The 13,088-nt window shown below is 37.1% G+C and carries 13 protein-coding genes; 3 read left to right on the forward strand and 10 right to left on the reverse strand.

Going from position 1 to position 13,088, the window contains the following annotated elements; translation table 11 throughout:
• Positions 1-40: 40 nt before the first annotated feature.
• From CPS_RS13290 to CPS_RS13300, 3 genes are all read right to left on the reverse strand, one after another.
• Complete coding sequence (locus CPS_RS13290; protein WP_011043753.1) at positions 41-640, reverse strand: RDD family protein; 600 nt, start codon at positions 638-640, stop codon at positions 41-43.
• Between the two features lie 605 nt (positions 641-1,245).
• Positions 1,246-1,767, reverse strand: coding sequence for a CHRD domain-containing protein (locus CPS_RS13295; RefSeq protein WP_011043755.1), 522 nt, complete (start codon positions 1,765-1,767; stop codon positions 1,246-1,248).
• A 391-nt stretch (positions 1,768-2,158) separates the two neighbouring features.
• A complete protein-coding gene (locus CPS_RS13300; protein WP_041737012.1) occupies positions 2,159-2,824 on the reverse strand; it encodes a hypothetical protein in 666 nt (221 codons plus the stop codon).
• Between the two features lie 341 nt (positions 2,825-3,165).
• On the opposite strand from CPS_RS13300, the gene CPS_RS13305 reads away from it, so the two are divergent.
• Complete coding sequence (locus CPS_RS13305) at positions 3,166-4,488, forward strand: MFS transporter (RefSeq protein WP_011043758.1); 1,323 nt, start codon at positions 3,166-3,168, stop codon at positions 4,486-4,488.
• Between the two features lie 162 nt (positions 4,489-4,650).
• Here CPS_RS13305 and CPS_RS13310 read toward each other — a convergent pair whose 3' ends face one another.
• Both CPS_RS13310 and CPS_RS13315 read right to left on the reverse strand, forming a co-directional pair.
• Positions 4,651-5,169 carry a CBS domain-containing protein gene (locus CPS_RS13310; RefSeq protein WP_238383537.1) on the reverse strand — a complete coding sequence of 173 codons (519 nt, stop codon included), beginning with the start codon at positions 5,167-5,169 and terminating at the stop codon, positions 4,651-4,653.
• A 358-nt stretch (positions 5,170-5,527) separates the two neighbouring features.
• Positions 5,528-6,424 (reverse strand): LysR substrate-binding domain-containing protein, encoded by an 897-nt coding sequence (locus tag CPS_RS13315; RefSeq protein WP_202944293.1) that lies wholly within the window; start codon positions 6,422-6,424, stop codon positions 5,528-5,530.
• A gap of 102 nt (positions 6,425-6,526) precedes the next feature.
• On the opposite strand from CPS_RS13315, the gene CPS_RS13320 reads away from it, so the two are divergent.
• On the forward strand, positions 6,527-7,186 hold the full coding sequence (locus tag CPS_RS13320; RefSeq protein ID WP_011043761.1) for an FMN-dependent NADH-azoreductase: 660 nt from the start codon (positions 6,527-6,529) through the stop codon (positions 7,184-7,186).
• 507 nt (positions 7,187-7,693) lie between these two features.
• Here CPS_RS13320 and CPS_RS13325 read toward each other — a convergent pair.
• Positions 7,694-8,068 (reverse strand): RNA-binding S4 domain-containing protein, encoded by a 375-nt coding sequence (locus tag CPS_RS13325; RefSeq protein WP_011043762.1) that lies wholly within the window; start codon positions 8,066-8,068, stop codon positions 7,694-7,696.
• A gap of 370 nt (positions 8,069-8,438) precedes the next feature.
• Here CPS_RS13325 and ttcA point away from each other — a divergent pair, with 370 nt between their 5' ends.
• Positions 8,439-9,383: a tRNA 2-thiocytidine(32) synthetase TtcA gene (gene ttcA, locus CPS_RS13330; RefSeq protein ID WP_011043763.1), complete on the forward strand. Its 945-nt coding sequence runs from the start codon at positions 8,439-8,441 to the stop codon at positions 9,381-9,383.
• Positions 9,384-9,535: 152 nt separating this feature from the next.
• Here ttcA and CPS_RS13335 read toward each other — a convergent pair whose 3' ends face one another.
• From CPS_RS13335 to CPS_RS13350, 4 genes are all read right to left on the reverse strand, one after another.
• A complete protein-coding gene (locus CPS_RS13335; RefSeq protein ID WP_011043764.1) occupies positions 9,536-10,417 on the reverse strand; it encodes a glucosaminidase domain-containing protein in 882 nt (293 codons plus the stop codon).
• A 24-nt stretch (positions 10,418-10,441) separates the two neighbouring features.
• Entirely contained in the window at positions 10,442-11,269 is an 828-nt protein-coding gene (locus CPS_RS13340) for a hypothetical protein (RefSeq protein ID WP_011043765.1), read from the reverse strand.
• A 132-nt stretch (positions 11,270-11,401) separates the two neighbouring features.
• Complete coding sequence (locus CPS_RS13345; protein ID WP_011043766.1) at positions 11,402-12,088, reverse strand: LysE family translocator; 687 nt, start codon at positions 12,086-12,088, stop codon at positions 11,402-11,404.
• Positions 12,089-12,462: 374 nt separating this feature from the next.
• The gene (locus tag CPS_RS13350; RefSeq protein WP_011043768.1) at positions 12,463-13,050 is read right to left on the reverse strand and encodes a DUF1415 domain-containing protein; all 588 of its coding nucleotides are present in this window, start codon (positions 13,048-13,050) and stop codon (positions 12,463-12,465) included.
• Between the last annotated feature and the right edge of the window lie 38 nt (positions 13,051-13,088).

The raw sequence follows: 13,088 nt of genomic DNA on the forward strand, positions 1-13,088 counted from the left end.
ACTAAAACGGGGGAACTTCATTGTCCTTTTAAGTGACTTGTTATGTGCCTGTGTAGCTGACTTTTGTTTTAGCCAAGTAGTCATGTAAGCAACGTCTTTGCTTACCAAAAATAAACAGTGGATTTACAATGCCTGATATAAACTGTCCAAAAGATGGTATTAAACCGATCAATTGCATTGGTAACATCCGTTTAAAATAAATAGTAGCTAAACTTGCTTTTGTACCATCTAAGTTTTCAATACGAATAGACATATAATTTTTGCCAATTGTTTGTCCGTAGTAATATAAAAGATAGCCGTGTAATACCATCGTAACGAAAACACCATATATAAACAAAATCCCCAGCAGAGATAAAGATGGTTCTTTGAATGAATCAAAGCCTACATAAAATATAACTGGCACTAGTGATATGATTCCGATAACACCATCTATAATTGCTGCCATTAACCTATCAGATTTTGTAGCTTTTTCTCCGATATCTTTGGTTGTATCAATTTCTTCAGGAAATTCAGCTTCTTTTTGACGAATCAAGCCATCTATTTCTTTTGCTCTTTCAGGATAAACATCTCGATCTATTGATTCTGCGGAAGAATAAAGATCATTTAGAGAATATGATGAAAAATCTATTTTTGAATCCATGCTTACGACTACTCCTTGTCACATAACCGCTTATTATGGAGACTTCTCAGTAATGTCCGTCCCATAAATTTAATTTTATGTGCATTAATATCCCATATTTTCAGTGTCTTATAAACTAAAGATATTTTATTTTTGTTAGGTTTTGGATATTACTGAGACTTCTCAGTAATATCCAACATAGAATTAAAGGCTATTTCAAACAATATCAATTAGTTAGGGTTTAGAAAGATTGATTTGGGTTTATTACTGAGACTTCTCAGTAATATGACACAGTCAATCCATTAGAAAATATATCGCAAATATTTTGAAGCTAACTTCCGCTCTGCGCACTGAGGAGTCTTTAGCAACGGTAAATTTTGAACGCGTTTTATATTCACTGTTGATACGAAAGCTTACCTTTCAGGCTAAAAACGGTCGTTGGTAGAGACTTGTCTATAAAACCAGAAACGGGGGCACTGTATCTTGACTGGGATTATGCAACATAAGGTTTTAGGTTAAAATCTGCTTCGGATGTTTACTGACAATAAGCGTTTAGCATGTACTGAAAATTAAGGTTAGATTTCTGCTATAGGAAATCCACCTTCAAACATTATTGCTATTAGAGATTATAGAATTTTACTGCGAGAATAAAATACGCCAATCATCGACAGCAATAATAGAGACAACGTACCAGGTTCAGGTACGCTAGCGACTTGTACTTGACCTCGAATTTCACCACTAGGCGAAGTGTCTGTATGGATATTGATGTACCACAATCCAGCTAACAAATCTGCTGCCTGAGCAGTATTGATAGTGTCACTGCCTGACGTTGGATTAGACAACGTTGATATAGCTACTTGCACTCCAGCATTCTGGTTTAGCAAAGCGGGCCCATGAAAGTGTGCCGCTGTGACATTACCAGTTAAGCCCGACCAGCTTATATCCCAGGAAAATTCATTACTCAGATCATCAAACAGTATGTTTGCCACCCCCATTCCCAGACTTCCCGTTCCCGTTCCCGCATTGGCTTGAGACCCGTCAATGTTGGCAGTGAATGTAATAAGACCAGCTTGGCTAGGCGGTGAAATTGTGACTAGCATAAAGATAAATGTACAAACTAATAGGCGCAGAGGATGTGTAATTTTCATAATAATTCTCTTTTAATAAAAGTTAGGGGAAAATTGTTACTTCATTAGGAAAATAGCCCGTGGGCCTCCAAATTGGCGTTAAACATTACTGGTGAAAAAACAAGCATGTTTTATGCCGAACTTATTAATGTATACATATTAATAAGTTAACAAAAGAGCAACGGCCTTACTTGCATAACTGTAAAAAAACTCGACAATTACCATCAAGCTTTATCTTCTTTTAGCGACTAGTTGCTTAAAGAAAAGCTAATAGTTAACGTCAATAATGCGCACCAAGAAGGCCGTGGCAGCAGAACATCATCATGGTCGTTAAAGTTATTATCGAAGGTTCACTAAGGGAACGGTTAACACCAAAAATTTAAACGGCTTGGGATAGTTGCTTTATGGCTACTTAAACGTTTAACCTGACTCTAGATTCATCATCAATACTAACTAATATTTCTATATTATTTAATGTCAAAGCATCTTCGTTGTCGATAATCCTAATCCGCTCACGTATCGGAACCCCTTTTTTGGAACTAATCATTTTATATCCCACGGATTCCATTTGTTCGGTTAATTGAGTGAGAGTAAATTTAGGTTCAAGCGTTTTTTTTCGCCAATAAATCATTTTTTGTTCTGCGTTCTTTTTCAGTTTTAAATAATATTCAGATCTTTTAATGGGGGATAAAATAAGGTTTTCGATGGTTACTGGTGAGTTGGCATTTTTGAGTGTGAAATATTTTCTCTTAATATCAAGTTTATCTCGAATCATTTGATAAATATCACCAATATTAACAAGGACTGGTTGGTTAAAACGGCTTAATGTTGCATGAAGCACTGTGGCTTGCTCTCTAGCTTTGGCATCTAACTTATAAGTTTTATATTCATCAGCAAATAAGCTTAGGAGGTTTTTTAAGGTGATTGCCTGCTCTTTATCAATAATCACAAGCTTACCTCTTGGGTTTTCAGAATAAACTGAAAATAGTGGTTCTAACTCATCTAGTGTCAACTCACATTGAAAGCCAGTTCTTAGCCATCTAGATCGAATTTGAGCAGCTCTGGTTCTGATGTTCATATGCTTAGAGTCTGCGGCATAATATAAAATCCTGTTAATAATGTAGTTAAGTACTAATACTACCAATTAAAGCTTTTAACGTAGTGGCAAAATTAGGGGTTTTACGACTTCATTTGCCACTTTGAAGACAAAATCTATTAGCCGATGTTACTCAAAATCAGGTGTGTTATCGATAGGTAATCGGACATAAATATTTGAAAGGTTATGCACGCTATATTCGCAAAGTTGACGTAAGCAATTGAATAACTTAGTGTCAGATAAAGCTTAACAATTAACCCTAACAGAGCCATCGTTTTGTAGAAATAGCCATCGGCTATAATGACGACAGTCGAAGAGAAATTATGTCTAACCGACCGCCACAGCAATTAAATATTCTAGTATCCATGTATCTGGGTTATGCCGCCATGATGATTTGTCGTCAAATGGTCACAATTCTCAGCCCTGCCTTGCTTGCCGATGAGTCCTTGGGGTTAACAAAAACAAACCTTGGTGATTTTGCGGCTTATGGCACCATAGGTGCATTGGTTGGCAAACTAATCTGGGGACCTCTTGCCGATAAGATTGGTGGACGCTTTACTTTTTTAATCGGCATTTTTCTTACTGCGGTGTTTGTCATTGCATTTGGGCTGTCACCCAATGTCATGGCTTTTACTGGATTTTCATTTCTGCTTTATTGCACTAAATCTTCGGGTTGGCCCGGTTTAGCTAAATTGGTCGGAGAGTGGTATCACCCTCAACATTATGGACGAGCTTGGAGCATCCTATCAACTAGCTCGCGACTTAGTGTAGTGTTAGCTACTCTATTTTTCGGTTGGCTGTTGAGCTTCATGCATTGGCGAACGGTAGCGTTTATCGCATCGGTTTTTTCACTCGTCATTTTAGTCGGCTGCTATTTTTACCTGAAAGAAAAACCAGATAACCCTAATTTCTTCAAAGAGAACGAAACCAATGCCGATAATTTTGAGCTGACCATTGCATCAAAACAGGCCATGAATAACAAATATAATCACCCTCTCCAAGGCACTGGCACGATTGATGGACTAGTGGCATTTGCAAAAAGCCCCAGAGTTTTGCTAGTGGTGATAATGTTAATGGTGCTTACGTGCATGATGGCCTTTTTGGACTTTGTTGCGGTTTATCTTATGGAAAGCTACCGACTGACGCCCTCACAGGCAGCAATGGCATCTACAGTATTTCCAGTTGGGTCTCTGACCGGGCTTTTAGCCTCTATTGCATTTTACGACCGCTTTTCAAAGCGGGGGATCAGGACAGTATTAACCCTATCGCTCATACTAAGTTTATTGAGCGTGCTTACCTTACAGTATTTACCTTTATTTAATTTAAGCGCTGAAATTAACTATTTAGTGGCGCTGGGAGCCATTTTTTTATTCGCTTTTTCAATTTCACCAGCCTATTACCTACCCATGTCGATATTTTCTATTGAATTCGGCGGCCCCCATAGTGCGACATTGGTGTGTTTAATTGATGCATTCGGCTTTGCGGCCAGTGCAACATTTGCTTTTATTGGGGGAAGACTGGCAGATAGTTCGGGTGGCTGGTCTAGCTTTATGAATATGCTAATCTTGATTTCTGCCGTTGGGATCATATCCGTTTGGGCATTTATGCACTCAGAATATAAAGCGGCAAAACGATTAGATATTTAAGGACGGGTAATGCCACATAGAATACATTAGCGCTGCTGGACCATATAAAGCAATAAAGATAATTTAAGTTTTGACGGCAGATATGCGAAATCTATGGCCGTAACACCAGCAGACAAAGTAATTATAAATTAATTAAATAATCTCAGATTCATACTTTAGATTTTAGGAGAAATGACGTTTTTTCTTCCTATACTCAACCTGCTCGCCCTTGCTGTCGATTTGCTCCAGAAGCTGCTCGAGTACGCCGCGGCGCTGCACTAGCCCCACCACTTTGCCTCCCTCAACCACTGGCAGTACCCTGCGATTGTTGTGCAAGAATTTCTCTGCGACATCGACCAAGTTAGTATTGGTACCGATCGATTCAACTTCGGTTGTCATCCGGTCACGCACTAACTCGCCGATGGTCGAGAAGTAGCCTCCCATCAGCGCGCCGCGCATACAGTCAGCTTCGGACAGAAAGCCGATTAGATTGTTATCGCCATCAACCACTGGTGCACCGGACAGACTGGCGGTTAGCAGCTGGCGCAGGGCGACGATCACCCCGCTATCAGGGCGAAATGATAACGGTGAACGGTCCATGATGGTTTCAGCGGTGATGGTCTGCATGTTGTGCTCCTGAAGCGGTAAGTCGCTCGTTTGGGTATTGTTGATTGTTGTCGAATTATAGATAGCAACAGCCATGCCATCTATTTCCATTTAATAATTAACTGTTTTATTACAAACAGTTAATTATTTATACGACAAAAAAAAGTAACCATTGTCTGGTAATCTATAGCGGTTACCGGGTTGAAGGGTTCTTCTTTGCACCAAAATGGTGCTGTCCGTCGAGGCGTGCATGCGCGAGGGTAAAGCAATCCGTATCAGTCTATTGATGGCTGTTGAATCATGTGGGAGAAAATCATTCATATTGTGAAAATGCGGTGAAACATGTGCGGGAGCTGAAATACCCCAGAATTAGGCACTTAAACGATATGTAAGCGGACATTAATATCTAAAAGGTATCAGGGAGGTCCATATAGTGGAAAAAATTCTCTTTAAACTACATTAATTCATCTACGAGCCAGTTTTTAAATGCCATGATACTTTTGCTGCGCAGGTTGTGCTCAGGAATCACTAGATAGTAACTAAACCCGTCTATTTTTTTTCTATTCTCAGTAAAGTGATATTTAACTAACCAGCCTTGTTCTATTGCATTTTGAACAAGAAGGGAACTCACCAAAGCAATACCTTGCCCAGCTAATGCTGCTTGAATAATATGGTGTTCTTGAGTGAATTGACGAGTTTTGTACACTAGTTCATGGTTATTATTGTCTTTAAATAGTGTATGCCAAGAAATCTCGGTAAGATTTTTATTGTCCCATTTAGTTTCTAATAGATTCGCACTTCCTAATAAATTTATGCTTTTAATATAGTAAGGCGTGGCATATACACCTATTTCCTCAGTAGTTAATAATATTGAGTTTTTCAATGAATTATCATAAGTACCATATCTAATAGCGAGATCTATCCTTCTATCTTTTTCTAAGTCTTCAACTTGTTCACCTGTTTTTACTGCAACGTCAATGTCTGGATACAATTGATTAAATTTGCTTAAATTTGGCACCAACCACATTGCTGCAAAAGATGACGTCGTACTCACTGTAATTATATTTTTAGTATTTGATATCTCACTAATGGTATTAGTCAATTGTTGTAAAATGTTATATGCAGTTTCGGCTAATAGTTTACCCTCTGGGGTTAACTGGATAACTCGTGTTTTTCGTACGAATAATAAAGTACCAAGCGCTTCTTCTAGTGTTTTAATTTGATGTGAAATTGCTGTTGGTGTTACGTGAAGTTCTTCAGCAGCTTTTTTAAAGCTTCCTAATCTAGCCGCAGCGTCAAACACTCTTATGCTATTTAAGGGGGGAAGTTGGGAATGCATTTTAAATCTCATAGATAAGTTTTACTCATCTATAAGGTAGTATTCATCGTTTGTCAACAAGAAGTAATCCAACCAAAATAGGTCCACAAATTATTCAAACAGATTAATGAAAACATGATTACACTACTACATATAGATACAAGTGCGAGAAGAACAGATAACGATGTTAAAGAGTACAATTCGATTTCAAAATCACTTGCAGCTCATTTTATGGATAAGTGGATTACTTTAAATAGTAAAGATAAAGTTATCTATAGGGATTTAGGGCTAAACCCACCTGATTTTATTAGCCAAGATTGGATTGCTGCTGTATTTACACCTGATGAAAAACAAAGTGAAGAACAAAAATCACTTTTGACTTTATCTGATACGTTAATTGATGAAGTGGATCAAGCTGACATAATTGTCATTTCTTCTCCCATGTATAATTACGGCATGCCAGCTGTACTTAAAGCTTGGTTTGACCAAGTGGTACGCATAAATAAAACATTTACTTTTGATTTAGCCAGAGGTGACTTTCCTATTGAGCCAATAATGTCTGGTAAAAAGCTTATTCTTATATCTTCTAGCGGCGAGTTTGGCTTTGAAATTGGTGGCATTAGAGAAAAGATGAATTACTTAGCACCACATGTTGAAACAGCAAGTAAGTATTTAGGAGTGGAAGAGTTTTACGAGATTAAATCTGAGTACCAAGAATTTGCTGATGCAAGACATGAGGAGTCTCTTAGCAATGCATATAGAGGTGTTGAAGAGTTGGTAAAACAGCTTGTTTAAGGTTTTAAGTACAAACTCGCCATTATCAGATTGTTTTTTAACTCTAATAATAGGTCAGAAAGAGGTAAAAATTAGCTCTGTAAATCCAACCTATAATGACTACTCATGAGCCAATAGCGGAAGTTGGAACCTAACTTACTTCTAGCTTCCACTTTGAGCACAAAATGATCATTGATTTCATATGATTTTTTCTAATGAATAGGCTTAGTTAGTTTATGGTCAGTTCAGTAATGACTTTCGTCAAATGTAACACCAGAGGTAACAACGAGCACCCACAACAACAAAGAACCATATACAAACGTGTACATAGCGGAAACCGAGTCCCGTCGCAGCACCAAATTAGGGGTTAATAACCTCAAAAAAAAACCGAAAAACCTTTATAAATAAGCTTTTCGGTTTTTTATGTCTAAAGCTATCTCATGCTATTTTTAAATTCACGGGAATTGAGTTGACCCCAATTAAAAAACTGCTATGTATTTTAAATGACTCTAAACTTTTAACAAATAATTAAACTGAAGTAGGCTTTCTTTTCGGGCGTTCTTTCGATGAGTCACTGGCAGTGACTGCTGCAATAGCACGCGCCTTACTTTTAGCTCTTTTTTTAATTTTTGATTTATTATTCGCTGAAACAACGGTACTAATAAACTCTGCTGTTTTTTTATCCGGAGTATAAGCAACTTCAATCGTTTTACCGTCAAAATCGATAACATCGCCACGGCGAATTTTTTTACGCTTTTGCACTTCTACTTTCTTATTTACTAAAATTTTACCTTCGCTGATCAGGGTTTTAGCTTCGCCATCGCCAACTATATTGGAAATTTTGAGTAATTTATAAAGTTCTATAGGTTCAACACAAATGTCGATAATTGAGTGTTCAGACATGAAATACGCCTAATAATTTTAAATAGTAATATTGTTAAATTCTAACATATATAACGGTTATTGAATAAAGCTTATATTAAGGATATTTTAAAATACTGAGCTAAAATAAGCGCTAAATATGTGTGTAGTGTTAAAGTAAAACTGGCTACTGGTTTCTATTGAAGGCAGCATCTTTCCTATGGCTATTTCTGTAGTAGTCAATTAATGTACTTACATAAGATCTTTGGCGGGGTAATCGCTGACTACTGGGCTTGAAAGAAACGATATTATTGGATATAGAGCATCGAAAAATGATCACTTCATTAGTGCAATTGGTATTATCAAACTGCTATAATTCCCGCCGTTAATTCACATCAATAAAGTAAAAAACATGACAGAAGCACAGCTAACCTTACCCACAACGAAACTATCGCCAACTCAAAAAACACAATTTATAAAATTAGAAAAGAAACTTAGGCGTAATGTTGGTCAAGCCATTGCGCAATACAACATGATTGAAGATGGCGATAAAGTGATGGTTTGCTTGTCTGGTGGTAAGGACAGCTATGCCATGTTAAGCATTTTAATGCTATTAAAAGAATCAGCTCCCATTCATTTCGACATCATTGCGGTTAATTTAGATCAAAAGCAACCTGGTTTTCCTGAGCATATTTTACCCGAGTATCTCGATAAACTCGGTATTGAGTATCATATTGTTGAAGAAGATACTTACGGTATTGTCAAAGAAAAAGTACCTGAAGGTAAAACGACTTGTAGTTTATGCTCTCGATTACGCCGTGCTGTTTTATACAAAGCAGCTAAAAAGATTGGTGCCACTAAGATAGCACTAGGCCATCATCGTGATGACATGATTGAAACCCTAATGTTGAACATGTTTTATGGCGGTAAGATGAAAGCAATGCCAGCAAAGCTTGTCTCTGATAATGGTGAACATGTGGTTATACGCCCTTTAGCCTTTTGTAAAGAAAGTGAGCTTATTCAATACAGTGAATTAAAACATTTCCCTATTATCCCGTGTAACTTGTGTGGCTCTCAGCCCAATATGCAAAGACAAAATATAAAACGCATGTTAAACGATTGGCATGATCAATTTCCGGGGCGTATTGAATCTATGTTTACTGCAATGCAAAACGTAGTTCCTTCACATTTATGCGACAGTAACTTGTTTGATTTTAAAAGCATTAACAGTACTTCGGGTATTATTAACGGTGGTGATACTGCCTTTGATGAAGTAGCGATTGAAGCACCACAAGACTTGTCTATGAAAAATCAACCTAATGCTGATCAGCTGCTCAATGTAGTTGAAGTAAAATAGTTAATAGCAGTTGGATTAAGTTTTAACTGATTCGCTAAAGCAGCACAAATAAAAACGGCCAATGTTTATCACATTGGCCGTTTTTTGTTTATTAATTTTTAAATAACTGAACTAAACGTTTGAAAGATTATTTAGCTAATAAACTTAAATTATTAATCTGCTGACGCAGTCTGTTGCTGACTAGCAGGCTTAACAAAGTAACGTTGGTTATGTCTTAACATGTCAGTTATATCTAACACGTACTGCACACCACGCTCAGAATAAGGTAACAAGCCTGTTGCTAAAATTTCAGCATCAAGCGCCTGGTCTTGCGCTCTTAATTCAGCACGAATCGTTCTAAACACATGATAAGCATTATGCTTATTTATATTATTAAAATAGCCCGAAACAGCAGCATCAACACTTTGAAATGCAGCTACTTCATGTTTGGCTCCAGTATTACGCCCTCCTGGAACCATGCCACAGCCCGTTCTATAACACCAAATACCGAAGAAGTTTAAACCTATACGGGCAAAACGTGATGTTCCCCAAGCAGACTCATTAGCAGCCTGAACCAATACCAATGAAGTAGGGATAATATCAACACGTATCAACAAATCATTAATCTGCTGTAAAGTTGAAGCTTCTTTATTAATACGATAAGCCTTGATAAGGGTTTGCAGTGACGTCTGTTCTTCTACAGTAAGCCCTAAACCAAGTGAGATCTGCTCATGCCAATGCTCAAGTTTCGATCTATCTTCAGCTAATTCATTATTTTTTGCTTCTATTGCTGGACGAACAAAACCAAAGAATTGACGTTTTTTTGTTGGAATATCATAAATAGCAGCAAAATCAGGTAAATTTACCTGATGTAATGGTTTCTCTATTACTTTTACTTTTTCAACAACTTGAACAACAACCTTATCAGTAACAGGTTCAACAGCGACCTCTACGATAGTAATTAAAGGTTTAGGCACTAAAAAAGTAAAAGGCGCGACTACCGCAATGACTAACGAAAAACATGCGATAAAACGAACGAATAACATTATTTTCATAAAAACTCCTTATTTATGATTAAATTAGGCAGAAAAAGTATCATCTGAACCATTGTGATCAGAGTCTTTATTGGCGGAATGACTTAATGCCGTATCAGTAGTCTTCTGCTCGGAATAAACACCAAATATTTCACGATACAAGACACCTTTAATGTTGTAATACCAAGGTGCTAAATAAGACAGACCAAATAAAAACACCATAACGGCAAGTGGTGCCAAACTCGACTCGATCAATAATGCGATAGGAAAAGCTAACGAAATTAAAGCCAAAAACAGTACCGAATAAATAGCTAATAGTGGCATTATCTTAAAGCGTAATGCTTTAACAGATAAAGCAATAGCTTGTACTGGGGTTAGATTCTTTTCTACCACTAAAGGTATCGTTAGTGACAGTAGTACGGCTAATAACACTCCGGGTATAATTAACAATTGAAAACCGAGACTAATCAATAAAGAGGTTAATAGCGCACAAAGTGCAACCCAACTTCCACGATGTAAGAATGATAGTACCATGTTGATTTTTGTTGGTTTGCTCACTGCGTGGAATACACCCATCATTTCTATGCCAGCCATAAAAGGCCATACAGCAATAGTCACAATGACATTGATCAGTTGCAGCGACTGAGGGTCTTCGATAACACGCTCAATACCACCAAAAAAACTACTCGCAATAAACGACACTATCATACCGAACACAGTGACTAAAAGCAGACCTATATTGATAGACATTCTCGACTGTAATGTGTGCTGCCACGCTTCGGTTAAAATAGCTTTAACATTAATTGAGTACTCGCCTTTTACAGCACGCTCAACACTACCACCAATGGACACAATTATATTTTCTTCTGGCAAAGCTAACCCTTTTTAATTCATTAATACTACATTTGTCACCTATTATACTGGAAATGATAACAGATTGCTCACAGCTCAATTTAACGGCAATTTGAAGAGACAAGCAAAGGTAAACTGAAAAATAAATAGCGGTTAATTAAGATCACTTAACACAAGTTGAATCGCTAATAGCAATAAGATTAACCCCATAATACGGTCTAAAATATAGCCTTTACGCTGTAAAACGTAACGTACTCTCTCTTGAGTTAACATATAAGAGAGGAAACAGAACCATGCCGCTGTAGCTACAACTAAATAAGCACCATAAGCAATTTTGATACTCAATAGTGTTTCGGGTGCTATTACTACGGAGAATAAACTCACGAAGAATAATGTTGCTTTAACATTTAAGGCGTTGATTAAAAAACCACTAAAAAATGCTTTTTTAGCCGATGGGTTATCGATTGTCGTCTCGGTTTTTGTTATCTCGTTCTGCGTTAACGCATTATTATCAGGATCTTCGCTGGCAAAAGTTGATGACTCACTATCAGGTTTTTTAGACTTAAAACAGTGCCACGCTATATAACAAAAATAGCTCGCAGCAATATATTTTAATGCGGTAAATAAACGCTCATCACTGGCAATTAAAAGGCCTATGCCGACCAAAGAATAAGTAACATGAACAATAATGCCCGCGGCAATACCGAAACTAGTATAAATGGCAATGCGTCTGTTATAGCGAATACTTTGTTTTAAAATAAGCGCAAAGTCAGGACCTGGGCTTGCCACAGCTAGAAAGTGGACCATAGCGATAAGTAAGAATTGTTCTAAAACGGGCATATTTCAACAGGAGTATTTATGAAAAGTGCTTCATTTTACCTCAGAATTTGAATAAAGCGACCTTAGTCAACTAATACGCTATGCCTGCAGTGTAAGCAATTAGCTACTGATAGTTATACGTTGGATAGATTGCTGTACTAGAATGACGCGGTAAAACGCCCAAAGATCTTCAAAGCAATTAAAGCGATATTCTTTACCGTGGTAACTAGTTTTCATACGCTAACCTATACATGTTATATAACGAACAAACAGTGTATAAGTTTCAACCAAAAAATAGCGTTAACCAAACGTAATTTAGCGTATTGATTGGTTATCTTTAAATAGTTTTCCGCAAAGCTGTTTTCAAAGCTTATAGTTTAGCTTTGAAATACAAACTATTTTTGTGGGTGATTTTGATGTATGCGTTTTAAAACGTCTTGAAAATAATTACTACCTTTTTGCTCCGCTAAGGCCATATTTTGTTCAGGTATTTTTTCAGGATCTTTATACACAGCTAATACTCTGGCCATACTTGCTTCGCGGATAATATGCAGCATTGGATAAGGAGAACGATTGGTAAAGTTACTCGCATCATCAAAATCATCATCCGCAAAACAGTATTCAGGATGCATAGTTGCTAACTGGAATATACCTTCAAAACCTGAATCAATCAGCGAGTCATTGGCATAATCTACTAAATCGAGGTAGCGGTCGAAACGACGAAATCCTTCTGCAAAGATGATCAAAGTCGTCTCAATCTCTTCATGTTTTTGTAGATAATGGCATTGTTCTATCACTGTTTGTAAAGCAGGTTTAACTTGCTCAGCTTCCGATTTAAAATAACAAATAGTGTTATTAACAAATTCTTTTTTCGCAAAAGGACAAAAATTCAATCCTATTATAATTTCATCTAACCATTGTTTGGTTGCATCAACTTCCACTGATGATTGTTGGTCTGTTAATTGCTCTTCGTCTTTATTCATAACGTTCTTACTCTAACATTGTTATTTGTTGTAGTTCA

It is taken from the genome of Colwellia psychrerythraea 34H (assembly GCF_000012325.1).
GTDB classification, from domain to species: domain Bacteria; phylum Pseudomonadota; class Gammaproteobacteria; order Enterobacterales; family Alteromonadaceae; genus Colwellia; species Colwellia psychrerythraea_A.